Annotated in this window: 13 protein-coding genes; 7 read left to right on the top strand and 6 right to left on the bottom strand. The window is 70.5% G+C overall.

Going from position 1 to position 15905, the window contains the following annotated elements:
• The first annotated feature begins 60 nt into the window (after positions 1 to 60).
• Both cmoA and cmoB read left to right on the top strand, forming a co-directional pair.
• The gene (cmoA, locus tag ACX93N_RS01185) at positions 61 to 801 is read left to right on the top strand and encodes a carboxy-S-adenosyl-L-methionine synthase CmoA (protein WP_459426569.1); all 741 of its coding nucleotides are present in this window, start codon (positions 61 to 63) and stop codon (positions 799 to 801) included.
• Positions 802 to 827: 26 nt separating this feature from the next.
• A complete protein-coding gene (gene cmoB, locus ACX93N_RS01190; RefSeq protein WP_459426551.1) occupies positions 828 to 1814 on the top strand; it encodes a tRNA 5-methoxyuridine(34)/uridine 5-oxyacetic acid(34) synthase CmoB in 987 nt (328 codons plus the stop codon).
• A 13-nt stretch (positions 1815 to 1827) separates the two neighbouring features.
• On the opposite strand, the gene ACX93N_RS01195 is transcribed toward cmoB, so the two are convergent.
• Both ACX93N_RS01195 and rbsK read right to left on the bottom strand, forming a co-directional pair.
• Positions 1828 to 2046, bottom strand: a complete 219-nt coding sequence (locus tag ACX93N_RS01195) for a hypothetical protein (RefSeq protein ID WP_459426552.1) — start codon at positions 2044 to 2046, stop codon at positions 1828 to 1830.
• A 138-nt stretch (positions 2047 to 2184) separates the two neighbouring features.
• Positions 2185 to 3105 carry a ribokinase gene (gene rbsK, locus ACX93N_RS01200; protein WP_459426553.1) on the bottom strand — a complete coding sequence of 307 codons (921 nt, stop codon included), beginning with the start codon at positions 3103 to 3105 and terminating at the stop codon, positions 2185 to 2187.
• 207 nt (positions 3106 to 3312) lie between these two features.
• Between rbsK and ACX93N_RS01205 the strand changes: the two genes are divergently transcribed.
• On the top strand, positions 3313 to 4503 hold the full coding sequence (locus ACX93N_RS01205) for an amino acid aminotransferase (protein ID WP_459426554.1): 1191 nt from the start codon (positions 3313 to 3315) through the stop codon (positions 4501 to 4503).
• Here the strand turns inward: ACX93N_RS01205 and ACX93N_RS01210 are convergent.
• Positions 4500 to 6404 carry an ATP-binding cassette domain-containing protein gene (locus ACX93N_RS01210; protein WP_459426555.1) on the bottom strand — a complete coding sequence of 635 codons (1905 nt, stop codon included), beginning with the start codon at positions 6402 to 6404 and terminating at the stop codon, positions 4500 to 4502. The genes ACX93N_RS01205 and ACX93N_RS01210 overlap by 4 nt on opposite strands.
• A gap of 223 nt (positions 6405 to 6627) precedes the next feature.
• On the opposite strand from ACX93N_RS01210, the gene ACX93N_RS01215 reads away from it, so the two are divergent.
• Together ACX93N_RS01215 and ACX93N_RS01220 are read left to right on the top strand one after the other, a co-directional pair.
• The gene (locus ACX93N_RS01215) at positions 6628 to 8577 is read left to right on the top strand and encodes an acetoacetate--CoA ligase (protein WP_459426556.1); all 1950 of its coding nucleotides are present in this window, start codon (positions 6628 to 6630) and stop codon (positions 8575 to 8577) included.
• 103 nt (positions 8578 to 8680) lie between these two features.
• Positions 8681 to 9745 (top strand): COX15/CtaA family protein, encoded by a 1065-nt coding sequence (locus tag ACX93N_RS01220; RefSeq protein WP_459426557.1) that lies wholly within the window; start codon positions 8681 to 8683, stop codon positions 9743 to 9745.
• A gap of 1 nt (position 9746) precedes the next feature.
• On the opposite strand, the gene ACX93N_RS01225 is transcribed toward ACX93N_RS01220, so the two are convergent.
• Positions 9747 to 10322, bottom strand: a complete 576-nt coding sequence (locus tag ACX93N_RS01225) for a helix-turn-helix domain-containing protein (protein ID WP_459426558.1) — start codon at positions 10320 to 10322, stop codon at positions 9747 to 9749.
• 114 nt (positions 10323 to 10436) lie between these two features.
• Between ACX93N_RS01225 and ACX93N_RS01230 the strand changes: the two genes are divergently transcribed.
• The gene (locus ACX93N_RS01230) at positions 10437 to 10766 is read left to right on the top strand and encodes a hypothetical protein (RefSeq protein WP_459426559.1); all 330 of its coding nucleotides are present in this window, start codon (positions 10437 to 10439) and stop codon (positions 10764 to 10766) included.
• A gap of 12 nt (positions 10767 to 10778) precedes the next feature.
• Here ACX93N_RS01230 and ACX93N_RS01235 read toward each other — a convergent pair whose 3' ends face one another.
• Positions 10779 to 12686: a bifunctional diguanylate cyclase/phosphodiesterase gene (locus tag ACX93N_RS01235; protein WP_459426560.1), complete on the bottom strand. Its 1908-nt coding sequence runs from the start codon at positions 12684 to 12686 to the stop codon at positions 10779 to 10781.
• A 23-nt stretch (positions 12687 to 12709) separates the two neighbouring features.
• Positions 12710 to 13375, bottom strand: coding sequence for a transglutaminase-like cysteine peptidase (locus tag ACX93N_RS01240; protein WP_459426561.1), 666 nt, complete (start codon positions 13373 to 13375; stop codon positions 12710 to 12712).
• Between the two features lie 313 nt (positions 13376 to 13688).
• On the opposite strand from ACX93N_RS01240, the gene ACX93N_RS01245 reads away from it, so the two are divergent.
• Positions 13689 to 15572 (top strand): TolC family outer membrane protein, encoded by a 1884-nt coding sequence (locus ACX93N_RS01245; RefSeq protein ID WP_459426562.1) that lies wholly within the window; start codon positions 13689 to 13691, stop codon positions 15570 to 15572.
• Positions 15573 to 15905: the final 333 nt, after the last annotated feature.

Here is a 15905-nt window from a genome sequence, read left to right on the forward strand (position 1 = left end):
CGGCACCGCTGCCAAGGGCGGCGCATGGTAGGATGGCGCCACGCAGTGCCACGACCCCCGATGACAGTGAGCGACGCCAGCGACAGGCTTTTTGCCGACCCCCTCGGGGCCACGGCACCCTTCACCTTCGACAGCGAGGTCGCCCGGGTCTTCCCGGACATGATCCGCCGCTCGGTGCCCGGCTATCCGACGGTCGTGGCCCTGTCCGGGCTGCTCGCGGCGCGCTTCGCGAGCCCCGGCAGTACGCTCTACGATCTCGGCTGCTCGCTCGGTGCGTCGACGCTGGCCATGCGCCAGCACATCGAGACCGGGGGCTGCCGCATCGTCGCGGTGGACAATTCCCCCGCCATGCTCGAGCGCTGCCGGGCAGTGATCGACGCCGACGCGCATCCGACGCCGGTCGACCTCGTCGAGGCCGATATCCGCGAGGTGCCCATCGAGGACGCGTCGATGGTCGTCCTCAACTACACGCTGCAGTTCGTCCCCGTCGCGGACCGGGAGCCCCTGCTCGCGCGTATCTGCGCGGGACTGCGCCCCGGCGGTGTGCTCGTGCTCTCGGAGAAAGTCACCTTCGCGGACCCGGCCCTGGATGCGCTGAACATCGACCTGCACCACCAGTTCAAGCGCGCCAACGGCTACTCGGACCTCGAGGTGGCGCAGAAGCGCAGCGCGCTGGAGAACGTGCTGCTGCCCGAGACCCTGGACGTGCACCGGGCGCGCTGCCGCGCCGCCGGCTTCGCCTCCTGCGACGTCTGGTTCCAGTGCTTCAATTTCGCGTCGCTCATCGCCCTCAAGGCGTGACTGCTCAAGTCGTGACCCCTCAAGGCGTGAACCCTCAAGGTCTGAACATCGACGCGCTGGCCCGCCGCTGGGCCGACGGTCCCCTCGCATCCTGGGCGCCCCTGCTGGCGGAGCAGGTTGCCGAGGGCCTCTCCCCGGAGCGCCACGGTGACCTGCCGCGCTGGCAGGCGGCGCTCGACGCCCTTCCCGACATCGACGTCGCGGCCGTCCACCTCGACCGGGGCCGCGTCGGCGCGGAGGCATCCGCGCCCCTGGCGCCGGCGATGCGGGAGGCGCTGTGCGGGGCGCTGCAGGGGCTGCACCCCTGGCGGAAAGGGCCCTTCGAGCTCTTCGGGCTGCACATCGACACGGAATGGCGCTCGGACTGGAAATGGGACCGGCTGGCCGGGGCGCTTGCGCCGCTCGAAGGCCGGCGCGTCCTCGACGTGGGCTGCGGCAATGGCTATCACTGCTGGCGCATGCGCGGGGCCGGGGCGGCGGAGGTGACGGGGATCGACCCGAGCCCGCTCTTCGTGCTGCAGTTCCAGGCCCTCCAGCGCTATCTCCGCGATGCCGCGGTGAACGTGCTGCCGCTGCCCCTGGAGGCGGTGCCGCGGCCGCTGCCGGCCTTCGACACGGTCTTCTCCATGGGCGTCCTCTACCACCGCCGCTCCCCCCTGGACCATCTCCTTGCCCTGCGCGACTGCCTGCGCCCCGGCGGCGAGCTGGTGCTGGAGACACTGGTCATCGAGGGCGAAGCGGGCATGACCCTGGTGCCGCGCGGGCGCTACGCACGCATGGGCAACGTCTGGTTCCTGCCCAGCACTGCGACGCTGCTCGGGTGGCTGGCGAAGGTGAAGTTCCGCGACGCAAGGGTGGTGGATGTCACGGTGACCAGTACGGAGGAACAGCGGCGCACCGACTGGATGCGCTTTCACTCGCTGGCGGATTTCCTCGACCCCTCAGACCCGGGCCGGACGATCGAAGGCTACCCGGCGCCGCGCCGGGCGGTGGTGGTCGCGAAGGCGCCCTGAACCCCGTCGGGGCTCAGTTGGCGCTGCGGATGGCGAGGGTCTCGTCCTTGGGCCGGCGGCGCTTGACCTTGGCCTTGAGGCCGGCGAAGTGACCGTCGCACTCGGCGACTTCCTCGCGCTTGCCGCCGCGGCGGAACTTGATGCTCTTGAGGAAGGCGACCAGGCTCTTGCGGTTCTCCTCGCCGGCCTGCGCCCCCTGCTTATTGTTGCTTCCGGGTGCTTCTTCTGTCATGGCTCGACACTTCACACGGGTATTCAAGAGAAACTGTAACGCAGTCAAGGTAAATCGATCGCGTAAAAACTGCGCAGCTTTGCTGTGAAATTCTGACAGTCCGCGCCCGCGGGGGCTCCTCACGGGCGCCGGCAGGGCTCAGGCAGTGGCAAGGAAAGCCTCGATGGCCGCCCGCGCCGGTATGCTGTCCTGCGCGCCAGGCTGCTGTACGGAGAGAGCGGCGCCCGCCTGGGCGAAGGGGATCGCGGCGGCGAGGCTCATGCCTTCGGCGAGGGCGGTCACCAGGCAGCCGTTGAAGACATCCCCGGCGGCGGTGCTGTCCACGGCAGCGACCGTGAAGGCGGGGAAGGCCTGCTGCTCGCCATCCGCGCGCGAGAGAAAGACCCCGCGCGCGCCCCGGGTGAGCAGTACCGTGTCGACACCCTGCCGGTGCAGCGCTTCGGCCGCGGCCGCGGCGCTCGCATCGTCACCGACCGCGATGCCGGTGAGGCGCTCGGCCTCGCTCTCGTTCGGCGTCAGCAGGTCGGTCAGCCCGAGCAGCCCCGCGGGCAGGGCCTGCGCGGGGGCCGGGTTGAGCACCGTGTGGCAGCCGCTTTCCCGGGCCCGGGTCAGGGCCGCCTGTACCGTTGCCAGCGGTGTCTCCAGCTGCAGAAGCACGCGGCTGCCGGCGCGGAACTGCGCCCCGGCAGCCGCAAGGTCTTCGGGGGCGAGCCGGGCGTTCGCGCCCGGTGCGACGGCGATGCAGTTCTCCCCGTCCCCGTCGACGAGGATCTGGGCCACACCGGAGGGGTTGTCCGCATCGAAGATGCAGGGCGCGGTGTCGATGCCGGCCGCGCCGAGGTCGGCCAGAGCCCGGCGCCCGAAGTCATCGTCCCCGACGCGGCCCAGGAAGGTCACCGCGCCGCCGGCCCGGGCGGCAGCCAGGGCCTGGTTCGCGCCCTTGCCGCCGCCGTTGATCGCGAACTCGCCGCCGAGGACCGTCTCACCGGGACGCGGCAGCGCGGGTACGCGGATGACCATGTCGGTGTTGGAAGAGCCGATGACGAGGATGCGGGACACGGGAAACCTCCGGGGCAGGGGGCGGCGCTGGGCAGGCGTCGCCGGAGTACGCTATTCTTCGCTGCGAAATGCCGGGGCGCAATCCCGCCCCGCCGTCACGCCCCCCGCCGGTGTCCGTCACGGCCCGGGCACGCCCCGGGCCTCGCCGCGGCAAGGCCTGGCACCAGCCCGACACCGGTGAGATACCCGAACGACAAGGAAGCCGACATGCTGCACACCCTCGAGCGCCTCCCGGATGACCCGATTCTCGGCCTCGCCGCCGCCTGCCGCGCGGACCCGAACCCCGACAAGGTGGACCTCACCGTCGGCATCTACATGAACGAGGAGGGCGTCTGCCCGGTGTTCCGGGCCATCAGCGATGCCCAGCGCGCGCTGGTGGAGGAAGAGACCAGCAAGGCCTACCTGCCCCCGGCCGGTGACCCGGATTTCAATAGCGGCATGCGGGCGCTGGTCTTCGGCGGCGACAGCGCCGCCCTCGCGGACGGCCGCGTGACCTCCGTGGCAGCGCCCGGCGGCTGCGGGGCGCTGCGCATCGGCGCCGAGATAGCGCGCGTCGCCTCCCCGGACGCGAAGGTCTGGGTCTCCGACCCGTCCTGGCCGGTGCACATTCCACTCATCGGCAGCGTCGGCCTCGAGTTCGAGCAGTACCGCTACTACGACGCCGTGAGCCACGGGGTCGACTTCGACGGCATGGTGGAGGACCTGAAGCGCGCCAAGGCAAAGGACCTGGTGCTGCTCCACGGCTGCTGCCACAACCCCTGCGGTGCGGATCTCACCCTCGAGCAGTGGGGCGTCATCGCGGAGATGGCCGAGCGCCAGGGTTTCCTGCCCTTCATCGACATTGCCTACCAGGGGCTCGGCGATGGCCTGGAGGCGGACGCCGCGGGCCTCCGGCTGCTGGCGGAGCGGCTGCCGGAACTCATCGTCGCCGCGTCCTGCTCCAAGAACATGGGGCTCTACCGGGAGCGGACGGGGATCGCGCAGTTTCTCTGCCGCGATGCCGGCAGCGCCGAGGCGATCCTCAGCCAGGCCAAGGTGGCGGCCCGTCGCATCTACTCCATGCCGCCGGCGCACGGGGCGCTGCTGGCCGGCCGCGTGCTGGCGGACCCGGGCCTGGAGGCGGCCTGGCGCGAGGAACTGCACGGCATGTGCGACCGCATCAACGCCCTGCGCGAAACGCTGGTGCAGAAGCTCGAGAGCACCACGGGGCGCGATTTCGCCTTCATTCGCGAGGAGAAGGGCATGTTCTCCTTCCTCGGCCTGAGCGAGGACGAGACGCGGCGGCTGCGCGAGGAACACAGCGTGTACATGCTCGGCTCATCGCGGATCAATGTCGCCGGCATCAACGCCCGCAACATCGATTACGTTGCCGATGCCGTGGCGAAAGTGATTGCCTAGGCGCGTTCCTCCAGCTCCGCCCAGCGCTCCACGGCGGCCTCCAGGGTCGCCTGGAGTTCCGTGAACTCGGCGAGCGTCGCCTGCACGGTCGACGCATCGCCCTGGTAGAAGTCCGCTGCGGCCGTCATCGCCTCCAGCTCTGCGTGGCGGGCCTCCAGTGCCTCGATGCGCGCCGGCAGGTCGGCCAGTTCGCGCTGCTCCCGGTAGGACAGCTTCTTCCGCTCGCCGCGCGCCGGCGGCCCGGCAGGTGCCGCCGCGGGGCTGGCTGCCGCCGCTGTGCGGCTGCCTTCGCCGACGGACGACCGCTCGGCAACGAGCCCGCCGCCCCGGGCCTCCCAGTCGCTGTAGCCGCCGGCCTGCTCGTCGATGGTACCGTCCCCGGGCAGCACCAGCAGGCTGGTCACCACATTGTCCATGAAGGCCCGGTCGTGGCTGACCAGCAGGACCGTGCCCTCGAAGGCGAGGAGAATCTCCTCCAGGAGTTCCAGGGTCTCGATATCGAGGTCGTTGGTCGGCTCGTCGAGGACGAGGACGTTGGCCGGTTTCAGGAACAGGCGTGCGAGCACGGCCCGGTTCTGCTCCCCGCCGGAGAGCGCCTTGACCGGCGTGCGGATGCGCTCGGGCGTGAACAGGAAGTCGCCGAGGTAGGCGATGGCGTGCTTGCGCCGGCCGTTCACCTCGATGAACTCCCTTCCCCCGCAGATGTTGTCGATGAGGTTTTTCTCCGGGTCCAGCTCCGAGCGCAGCTGGTCGGCGTAGGCGACCTGCAGGCGGCTGCCGCGCAGCACCTCGCCGCTGTCCGGCTCGAGTTCGCCGAGGATCAGCTTGACCAGGGTCGACTTGCCCGCACCGTTGGCGCCCACGATGCCGATGCGGTCGCCGCGCTGGATGATCAGCGACTGGTGGTCGAGGATCGTGCGTCCGCCGAGGCGCAGGCTCACGTCCCGGAGTTCGGCGACGATGCGCCCGCCGGCCTCTGCCTCTTCGACACCGAAGCGCGCGCGGCCGAGGGCGGTGCGACGCTGCGCACGCTCGCGGCGCAGCTGCTCAAGGGCGCGCACCCGGCCCTCGTTGCGCGTGCGCCGGGCCTTGATGCCCTGGCGGATCCAGGCCTCCTCCTCGGCGAGCTTGCGATCCTGCTTCGCGTCTGCGCGGGCCTCGGCCGCGGCTTCCCGCTCCCGGTGGGCGAGGAAGCCGCGGTAATCGCCGTCCCAGGTCACCAGGTGCCCGCGGTCCAGCTCGGCGATCCGGTTCACGGTGGCCTGGAGAAAGCGGCGGTCGTGGGTGATGAGGACCAGCGCGCCACCGTACTGGGCGACCTGTGCCTCCAGCCAGGCGATGGCCGGGATGTCGAGATGGTTGGTCGGCTCGTCGAGGAGCAGGATCTCCGGCTCGCCGACGAGGGCCCGGCCGAGGGCGACGCGGCGCCGCCAGCCCCCGGAGAGCGCTGCCAGTTCCCGGTCCGCCGGCAGGTCCAGGCGGCTGAGCACCGTTTCCACCCGCTGCTGCAGGCGCCAGCCGTCGGCGGTCTCGAGGGCCTGCTGTACCGAGGCCAGGGCTTCCAGGTCCGTCGCGGCGCCGGCGTGCGCGAGCCGATGGTAGCGCGAGAGCAGCTCGCCGACTTCCGCCAGGCCGCCGGCGACCGCGTCGTAGACGGTTACCGCGTCACCGGGCGGCAGCGCCTGCGACAGGCGCGCGAGGCGCGTTCCGGGCCGCAGCCAGCGGCTGCCGGCATCCGGCTCCTGCTCCCCGGCGAGAACCCTGAGCAGGGACGTCTTGCCGGCACCGTTGCGTCCCAGGAGCCCCAGCCGGTCACCCTTGCGCAGCACGAGATCGACCCGGTCCAGGAGCACCTGGGTGCCGTAGGCGAGGCTGGCCTGGTCGAGGCGGAGGAGTTCCATCTGGCGGGGTCCGGTGGCATTGGGCGCTGCATTCTACGGCAGCCCGCGCCCCGGCGGCCAACGGTGCTGCGGCCAACGGTGCTGCGGCCAACGGTGCTGGCGGGCGCAGTCCCGTTGTGCGACCCTTGCGGCGATCGTTGCAAAAGCAACGACCTGGCGGGCGCTGCAGGCGGCATCCAGCGCGGCCAGCCGGGGACCGCACGGCGCACAGGGGACCTGAACGATGACCGAGCCACTCTGGATACCGTCCGCCGAGCGTATCGGCCGCGCGCGACTCACCGCCTTCGCGGCAGCGGTGGAGGCTGCCGGCGGTCCGCCGGTGGCCGGGGACTACCAGGCCCTGCACCGCTGGTCGGTGACGTCGCCGGAGGCGTTCTGGCAGGCCCTCTGGACCTTCACCGGGGTGATCGGCGATGCGGGAGACGCGGTGCTCGTGGACGGCGACCGCTTCCCCGGGGCGCGCTGGTTTCCCGACGCACAGCTCAACTTCGCCGAGAACCTCCTGCGTCACCGCGGCCCGCAGGCGGCCATCGTTTCCCTGCTCGAGAACGGCGAGCGGCGCGTCCTCTCCCGGGACGCACTCTATGGCGAGGTCGCGGCCGTGGCCGCTGCGCTGCGCGATGCCGGCGTGGGCCCGGGGGACCGGGTTGCCGGGTTCCTGCCGAACGTGCCGGAGGCGATCGTCGCCATGCTCGCCGCCGCCAGCCTCGGTGCGCTCTGGACCTCCTGCTCCCCGGACTTCGGCGTGAACGGCGTCCTCGACCGCTTCGGCCAGGTGCGTCCGAAGGTGCTGTTCGCCACGGACGGCTATTACTACAACGGCAAGACCCTCGACTGCCTGCCGCGGGTGGCCGAGATCGCCGCGGCGATCGACAGCATCGAGCAGCTGGTGGTGGTCCCGGTGCTCGGCACTGCCGACCCGGGGGAGACCGTGCCCGGCGCCCGGTGCTGGACGGCGTTCCGGCAGCCCGCGGCCGGCGCCATCGCCTTCGAGCGCCTGCCCTTCGATCATCCGCTCTACGCGCTCTACTCGTCCGGTACGACCGGCGTGCCCAAGTGCATCGTGCACGGCGCCGGCGGTACGCTGCTGCAGCACCTCAAGGAGCACCAGCTGCACACGGACCTCGGCGAGGGGGATGTTTTCTTCTACTTCACCACCTGCGGCTGGATGATGTGGAACTGGCTCGCTTCGGGCCTGGCCAGCGGGGCGACGCTGGTGCTCTACGATGGCTCGCCCTTCGCCGATGACGGGCGCGCGCTCCTCGATGCCATCGACCGCGAGGGGATCACCGTGTTCGGCACCAGCGCGAAGTACATCGCCGCCCTGGAGAAGGCCGGTCATCGCCCGCGGGAGAGCCATGAGCTAGGCTCACTGCGCACGATGCTGTCTACCGGCTCGCCGCTGTCGCCGGCGCATTACGATTACGTCTACCGTGACATCAAGGCGGAGCTCTGCCTCGCCTCGATCTCCGGCGGGACCGATATCGTGTCCTGTTTCGTGGGCGGGTGCCCGGTGCTGCCGGTCTACCGCGGGGAAATCCAGGCCGCCGGGCTCGGCATGGCCGTGGAGGTCTGGAACGAGGCCGGTGAGCCCGTCACGGGCGAAAAGGGCGAACTGGTCTGTACCCGGCCCTTCCCGTCCTGCCCGCTGGGCTTCTGGAACGACCCGGACGGCAGCCGCTTCCGGGGTGCCTACTTCGATCGCTGGCCCGGGGTCTGGGCCCACGGCGACTATGCCGAGCTGACGGCGCACGGCGGCTTTATTATCCACGGCCGCTCCGACGCGGTGCTGAATCCCGGGGGCGTGCGCATCGGCACGGCGGAGATCTACCGCCAGGTGGAGCGCGTGGAGGAAGTGCTCGAGAGCGTGGTCATCGGCCAGCGCCGGGACGACGACGTGCGCGTGGTGCTGTTCGTGGTGCTGCGCGACGGCGCCGTGCTCGACGAGGCGCTGGCCGCGCGGATCCGCGCCGTGATCCGGGAGAACGCGACGCCGCGGCACGTACCGGCCAGGATCCTGGCGGTGCCGGACATCCCGCGCACGATCAGCGGCAAGCTCGCGGAGCTCGCGGTGCGCAGCGCGGTGCACGGAGAGCCGGTCGAGAACACGGACGCCCTGGCCAACCCCGAGGCCCTGGCGGCGTTCCGCGGCCGCCCGGAACTGGCCGACTGACGGCACGGGCCGGCCGCTCCGCGAGGGCCGGTGGCGGAAGGGATTTTCCGTTATCATTGCGGCCCCGCCGGCCCTGACCCCGACAGCAATCGACCCCGACAGCATGAGCACCGCAGCCTCCTACACGCCCCGCCATGATCGCCAGGTGGGCCTCTGGCTCGCCGCCTGCGCCACGGTCATCTTCGGCATGATCCTGCTCGGCGGCGTCACCCGGCTGACCGAATCCGGCCTGTCCATGGTGGAGTGGCGCCCGCTCATGGGCATCATTCCGCCGCTCTCCGAGGCCGAGTGGCAGGCGGTCTTCGACAAGTACCGGCAGTACCCGGAGTACCGCCTGGTCAATCGCGGCATGTCCCTGCACGAGTTCAAGGTCATCTTCCTGTACGAGTACCTGCACCGGGTGCTCGGGCGCCTCATCGGCCTGCTGTTCTTCATCCCGCTGGTCTATTTCGCACTGCGCCGGCGTATCCGCCCCGGCCTGATGCCGAAGCTGCTGCTCCTGTTCGTGCTCGGTGGCTGCCAGGGCTTCCTGGGCTGGTACATGGTGCAGTCGGGGCTCGTGGACCGGCCGGACGTGAGCCAGTACCGGCTCACGGCACACCTCGGTCTGGCGGTCGTGATCTATGGCTTCATGCTCTGGCTGGTGCTGGATCTGCTGGCACCGCCGGCGGGCGCGCGGCGCTCGCCGCTCGCGCCCCTGGCCCTGGCCCTGGTGCCGTTGGTCTACCTGATGATGCTCTCCGGGGGCTTCGTCGCCGGTACCAACGCGGGCTTTTCCTATAACACCTGGCCGCTCATGGGTCCGACCTTCATTCCCGAGGGACTCTACCGCACGGACCCGGCCTGGCTCGCGGCCTTCGAGGACGTGGTCACGATCCAGTTCAACCACCGCCTCTTCGCCTACGTGCTGACGGTGCTGGTGGCAGCCCTCGTCGTCGCGGTGCTGCGGCGGGAGCGCGCCCCGCGGGTGCGCCGGGGAGCCTGGCTGCTGCTGGCGGCGCTGTTGCTGCAGGTCGTTCTCGGCATCAGCACGCTGCTGGCGCACGTGCCGGTCCCGCTCGCCGCCGCCCACCAGGGCGGCGCGGTGCTGCTGCTCTCCTGCGCACTTTTCCTGGCTCACGGCCTGCGCCGCCTGCCGGAGGCGCAGGCGCGACCCCGTCCGCGCTAGGTCAGCTGCTGTAGGTCACCACGAGGTAGCCGCGCAGGGGTTCCGTGCCGCTGTTGGCAATGACGTGGTCCACGTCGGCCCGGTAGTGGGCCGTGTCGCCGGCCGCGAGGGGGCAGTGGTCGCTGCCGGCGCTGACTTCCGCACAGCCGCTCGCCACGGTGAAGAGTTCCCGCGTGCCCTCGTAATGGGCGCCGCTGGCGAGCCGGGCCCCGGGCTGCAGGACGATCTCGTAGAACTCCACCGCCTTCTCCTGGTGCAGCGGCGACAGCGTGCGGATGCTGCACTCCTCGTCGCCGCGGAACAGCATGCCGGGATCGTCGCCGCGGATCCGCTCGATGCTGGCGCTGGCGTCCGGATCGTCCACGAGCTCGCCGATACTGATACCGAAGGCCTGGGCGATGCGGTAGGTCACCGCCAGCGTGGGGTTCGCCCGGCCGCGCTCGATCTGGCTGAGCATGGAGCGGCTGACGCCGGACGCGGCCGCGAGCTGCTCCAGGGTGAAGCGGTGTTTCTGGCGCAGCGTGGTTACCCGCTCGCAGAGTACCCTGCTGGCGGGGTCGCCGGGGGCGCTGGTCATGGTGTCGGTCTTCTCCCGGGGCCTCGATCAGCCGCAGAGTCTAGCACTGCCGCGCCCTTGCCCGGGCCGGTCCGCGCGTGCATCATTGCCCGGACCGCCGGGGGGGGGACAGCGATGCCATTCGTCAAGCGCAATGCCGAGGGCGCCATCGTCGCCGCCAGTCACGAGGCGGAGGGAGACTGCGTCGAAGAAGTCAGCGAGGAGGAGCTGCAGGCCTCGGGCTTCCTCGACCGCCTGGCCGGCAGCCGGGGTGGCGAGGCAGGGCAGCTCGCCAGTTCGGACCTCGAACTGGTACGCGTCATCGAGGACCTGGTCGATCTGCTGGTGGACAAGGGCATCATCCTGTTCACCGAGCTGCCCGCGTCGGCGCAGAAGAAAGTCCTGCACCGCCAGCAGCTGCGCAGCCGCATCGGCGGCAGCCTCGACCTCCTCGGCGACGACTGAGCGGCCGGCGCGTCATTCCCCGGCGGGCCGGACGCCCGGCCCGCCCACCGCATCCACGCCAAGGGCTTCCAGCGCCTGCCACTGTGCGCGGTTCTCCACGCCCTCGGCGATCACCCTGACTCCGACCGCGTGCACCAGGGTGCTGAGGGTGCGCAGCAGGTTCTGGTTGGTCGCGTCGCTGTCGATGTCGCGCACGAACACCGCATCGAGCTTGACGTAGTCTATGCCCACGTCGTGCAGCTGGCCGAGATCGGCCAGCCGGCGGCCAACCCGGTCCATGCCCGTCTGCATGCCGTGGCGGTGGGCCACCGCCGAGAGCCGGCGGAAGTTTGGCAGGTGGTGGTAAGCCGCGCTCTCGGCGACCTCCAGGGCCAGCCGGGCGGCGTTCCCCGCTTCGGCGGCCCGGCGGTCGAGCCAGCCGGGGAAGTCATCGTCGGCGAGGGCGGCGGTCGACAGGTTCACGGCCAGCGGCTCACCGCTCTCGGCGGCGAGACGCAGTCCGAGCTCCACGACCCGCCGGTCCAGCTCCCCGCCGAGCTGCATGCGGTTGATCCAGGGGAGGAACCGTGCCGCAGGCAGCAGCTCGCCGTGCTCGCGCAGGCGCACCAGCGCTTCCCGGTGCAGCACGGCGCCGCCGTGTTCCAGCACCGGGAAGGTGACGAGCGTGAAGCCGTCACCGGAAAACGCGGCTGACAGGCGCGCGCGCCAGTGCTCCAGCTGTTCCCTTACCGGCGTGCTCGCGCCGCGCTGGGCGAGGGCGACTTCGCCGGTGCCACCACGCTCCGCGCCTTGCAGAGCGGCGTCCAGGGCCGTCAGCAGGTCGCCCGCGCGGTCGCCCGGGTGATACTCGCCGCAGGCGACCGGGATCTCGGGCAGCTGCACGTCATGGGCGGTGAAGGCCGCTGCGAGCACGTCCTGCAGCTGCATACCGACGACCCGCGGGTCCTCGGCGCCGGGCGCGAGCAGGGCGATGTCGGAACCGTTGAGGCGGCCGCAGGACCAGTCCCGCTCGCGGCACAGCGTGTTCAGGTTGCGACCGGCGCTGGCCAGGACCGCGTCCAGGACCTCGTGGCCGTAGGCCTCGTTGTAGCGCACCAGTTCGGTGAGCCGGCCCATGCAGAAGCTGCCGGTCGCGCCCGCGTCGTCGCCGGCGAGCGTGGCGGCGAGCTGAGCGCCGAAGGCGCTGCGGTCGAGGAGCCCGGTCACCGGGTCCGCGGTGGTCGCCCGCTGCAGCTGTTCCAGGCGCTCGCCCTCGCTCGCCAGCATGTCCCGGACGCGGGCCGAGAGGCGGTTCATGGCGGCGACCAGGTCCCGGAACTCCCGGGTGTGCGGTTCCTCGAGGGTGACGAAGCGTCGCTCGCCGATGGCGCTGGCCTGGCCGACCACGCCGGCCAGCGGGGCGAGCAGCCGGCGCAGCAGCACGGAGCCGACCGCACCCGCGGCGAGGGCGGTGAGGAAAAACGCCAGTGCAAGGCTCCAGGTGGCCTGCCACAGTTCGTCGTAGGCAAAGCGCGAATGGCTGCGGACCTCGAGGGTGCCGGCCTGGCTCCAGCCGCGCTGGATCGTCGCGATACCCGGCGCTGCCTCGATGGGCAGCAGGGCGGTGAACCAGCCCGGCGCGCGCGTGCCGCTGCTGCCGTCGCGGCGCTCGAGGAGCACCTCCCCGCCCGGGCCGGTCAGGCGGATAAGTTCGTAGAAGCCGGTGTCGAACTGCGCGGCCAGGGTCAGCTCCATGAGCACCGGGTCCGCGTCCTGCTGGGTCAGGGAGATCGCCAGGGCAGTCGCGTTGTCGGCGTTCTTGATGGCAAGCTGCTGCTCCAGGTAGCGCTTTGCCGACAGGCTGCTGAGCGCGACGCTGACGCAGAACACCAGCGAGAGCAGGAAAACGATCGCCAGCCAAAGCTGCTTGTAGAGGGACATGGACTCACTCCCAGTCGGCCCGGTCAGTGTAAACCCTCCTCCCGCATCCGTCGCAGGAGGTCCCGCCAGCGGGACAGGCGTGCCGTTGGGTCGCGGCTCGCCGGGGCGGCCCCGTCGCCGACCCAGATCCCGGCCGTGTTGAAGCCGAAAACGGGGGTCAGGTCCGTGCGCCGGGAAGCGGGCAGCACGTAGGCGGCGAGGTTGTCGAGAATCAGGGGTTCCGCGCCGGGACGCGGATAATAGGCGAGGACCATGTGGGCCCGGGGCTCGCCCCCGCCCACGGGCCGCGCCCGGACATAGGTGATGCGCAGCGCCTCCACCGGGACGCCGAGTTCGAGCAGGCTGACATACTTGGCGATGCTGAAGTCCTCGCAGTCCGCGGCGCCCCGGGAAAAGGCCTCCATGGGCGTGGCCCAGTAGTCCTCCCGGCCCCAGATCGCCCGGTCGTCGCGCCAGGACAGCTGCACGTTGAAGAAGCGGTTGACGCCGTCGAGCTGGTCCGGCACCGGTTTGCCCGCCATGGCGTCGAGGAGATCCTGCCACCGGGCGACGCGGGCGGCCGTTTCGGCGCCATAGCGGTCCCGGGCCGTAGCCAGCAACTGTTCGCGATCGGCAAAGCGCGACTCCGCGAGCAGCGCCGCCAGCAGCAGCAGGGGCAACAGCCCGCGCAGGAGCCGCGCCGCGGTCACGGGGACCGGCCTCCGGGCTGGCTGAGGGGGGCCATTCACGGTCCGCCGAAGCCCCGGGCAGCGCGGCACCGGTGGCCCGGCCTGGCGATCACATGCAGGTATTTCACGCCCTTCAGTCGTCCTTGTCGGCGGTCGGTTCACGGGGCCAGTGTGGCGCGGGCCGGAAACTGTGACTAGGCGCAAAAAAGCAGAAAAAAATGCAAGCCGCAAGCCGCCGCAAGGCCGGGACCTGCGGTAGAGTGGCGGCCATCCGGAGCCGGCCCTACAGCAACCGGACGCTCGTCGCGCGCGACGGGGTCCTGAGGAAAGATTCATGAATTGGCTACATCGTCACGCGAAACGACTGCTCCCCGGCGCCGTCGGGCTTGCCCTTGCCGGGCAGGTGCTGGCGCAGGGTGCCCCCGCGGACTTCCGCTCGGCCGTCAACCAGGCGGTAAACACCAACCCACGCGTCAGCGCGGAGTACTATAACTTCGAGGCGGCGCGGGAGTCCGAGCGCGCGGCCCGCGGCGGCTACCTGCCGAGCGTCGACCTGTCCTCGGAGATCGGCCGTGAGCAGCGCGACACGCCGCTCGTCGACCTCGGCAGCTACACCCGGGATGCGACCCGCTTCACGGTGACGCAGATGCTGTTCGACGGCTTCGAGACGCGCAACACCGTGGCCACACGCAACTTCGAGAAGCTGTCGCAGTACTACAACCTGCGCAGTATTTCCGAGACGGTCGCCCTGGAGGCGGCGCGGGCCTACCTGGACACGCTGCGCTTCCAGCAGCTCGTCGAGTACGCCGAGGACAACTACGTCTACCACCGGCAGATCTACAACCGTATCGAGGAGCGGGCCGCCGGCGGCGTCAGCCAGGGCGTCGACCTGCAGCAGGCCGAGGCGCGGATCGCCCTCGCGGAGTCGAACCTGGTCACGGAACTCCAGAACCTGCACGACGTGCAGGCGCGTTTCCAGCGGGTGATCGGCGGTCTGCCCGCGGACGACCTGGCCATGCCCACGCTGCCCGATACGCTGATTCCCAGGTTCCGGGAGGCCGCGCTGGAGGTGGCCTATAGCCGCAGCCCGGTGATCAACGCGGCGATCGAGAACCTGCGCGCGAGCCGGGAATTCCTGAATGCCCGCAACGCGCCGTTCATGCCGCGTATCGACCTGCGCTACCGCAACGAGATCGAGCACGACACGGACGGCTTCAACGGCACCTACGACGAGGAAGCCATCGAGCTGGTGTTGAACTACAACCTCTTCCGCGGCGGCTCCGACAGCGCCCGCAAGCGCGAGGCCTACGCGCTCTACAACGCGGCCATGGAAGAGCGCAAGCAGGCCTGCATCAATGTGCGCCAGGAGACGATGATCGCCTTCAACGACATCCGGGCACTGACCGAGCAGGTGCAGCTCCTCAAGCGCAACCTCGAGTCCCAGGACCAGACGCGCCGGGCCTACAAGGACCAGTTCGACATCGGCCAGCGCACGCTCCTGGACCTCCTCGACAGCCAGAACGAGTTCTTCGACACCCAGCGTGCCTACATCACGGCGCAGACCAACCTCATAGGCGCCCGTGCCGAGACGCTGGCCAACATGGGTCTGCTGCTCGCCGCGCTCGAACTCGACGGTCTCAATGCCGAGCAGATCGAGGCCCTGAAGCTCGACTTCAGCCGCGACCCGGACGACGAGAATGCCCAGCCGCTCTGTCCGCCGGAGCCGCCGCCGGAGATTGCCATCGACCGTGAGTCGCTTTTTGACCGCCTCGACAGGCGCGCGGCCGACGGCGAGGGTGCGAGCGCCGAGTCGAGGGCAGCCCTCGCCGCCATGGCCGCGGGCAGCGCGACCTTCGTCCCGGCGGGCAGCGACCGCTACGAGGCGGAAGTGAACGTAACCTTTGCCCTGGACTCCGCCGAGATCACGTCCGGTTTCGACGAGGAGATCCGCCGCGCCGGGGCCTTCCTGCGCGACCACCCGGACGTCGAGGCCCTCATCGAGGGGCATAGCTGCAATCTGGGCGACGAGGCGTACAACCAGTGGCTGTCGCAGCAGCGCGCCGACGCGGTGCGCAGCAAGCTGGTAGAGGAGTACGGCGTCGATCCGGCACAGGTCGTGGCTGTCGGCCGCGGCGAGACCGCCCCGAAGGCCGACAACAGCACCGCGGAAGGCCGGGAGCGCAACCGCCGGGTGGAGATGATCCTCAGCGCCAATTGATCGGCGTTCCGGGTCCCTGTGCGGTTAGCGGGGCGGGCCTGCGTGGCGGAAGCTCCTTCAGTCGCTCCCCGTTACACGCTTTGTGAAGGAGCTTCCCCCACGCAGGCCCTTGCGCGTTCACGACCGCCGTGTTTTTCAGGCAGCGTGCTGGAACCTCCAGGAAGAAGTGCCGCATTTTGCGGCCGCCGGGTAGCGCAAAATGGGAAAATGCCCGCAATAGCTCGGTATGTACCCACCCATTGCGCCTGAGTCATTTGCACTGCTGAGGCGATAGGGGCGGCTGCTGGAGGATGCCCCCACAAAGCGTGTAATGGGGAGCGACTGGGGGCATCC

The sequence above is a fragment of the Pseudohaliea sp. genome, assembly GCF_054552115.1.